This window comes from Aliiruegeria sabulilitoris, from assembly GCF_001558155.1.
Taxonomy (GTDB): domain Bacteria; phylum Pseudomonadota; class Alphaproteobacteria; order Rhodobacterales; family Rhodobacteraceae; genus Tropicimonas; species Tropicimonas sabulilitoris.
In genome coordinates, this window is sequence record NZ_LOAS01000129.1 from 1 (window position 1) to 494 (window position 494).

Annotated in this window: 1 protein-coding gene; it reads right to left on the bottom strand. The window is 65.0% G+C overall.

Going from position 1 to position 494, the window contains the following annotated elements; genetic code table 11:
* The coding region (locus AX756_RS24855) for an IS66 family transposase (protein WP_156461702.1) at positions 1-494 on the bottom strand (494 nt) is incomplete at both ends.

The window sequence follows — 494 nt, forward strand, 5'->3', positions numbered from 1 at the left end:
CCAGGAGCGTCCGCCTTCGTCGTGGCCTGCGAAGAGCGCATTCTTTCTCGTCAGGGCAATTGGGCGGATCAAATTCTCAACGCAGTTGGAGTCGATTTCGACACGACCGTCGTGGAGGAAGGTCTGCAGCCCGTCCCAATGGCGGTGGATATAGGCGCGTTTTTCGCCCAGGCGGGACTTGGACGAGATGCGACGGCGCTGTGCCTGTAGCCAGTCGCCGAACTCGGCGACCAGGGGCGCGGTGCGGGCCTTTCGGGCGGACAGGCGCTGGCCGGGGCCCATGCCACGGATTTCGGCTTCAATGCGGTAGAATTCCGCGATCCGGCGCAGGCCTTCGTCGGCGATCCCGGAGCCATCGCGGTCAAAGACCTCCTTCAGTTTCCGGCGCGCGTGGGCCCAGCAATGGGCGACAGTGATCGGGTCGCCGCCCTTTCGGGTTGGGCGGGTCAGCCGGTTGTAGCCCTGATAGCCGTCGAGCTGCAGGATGCCATCGA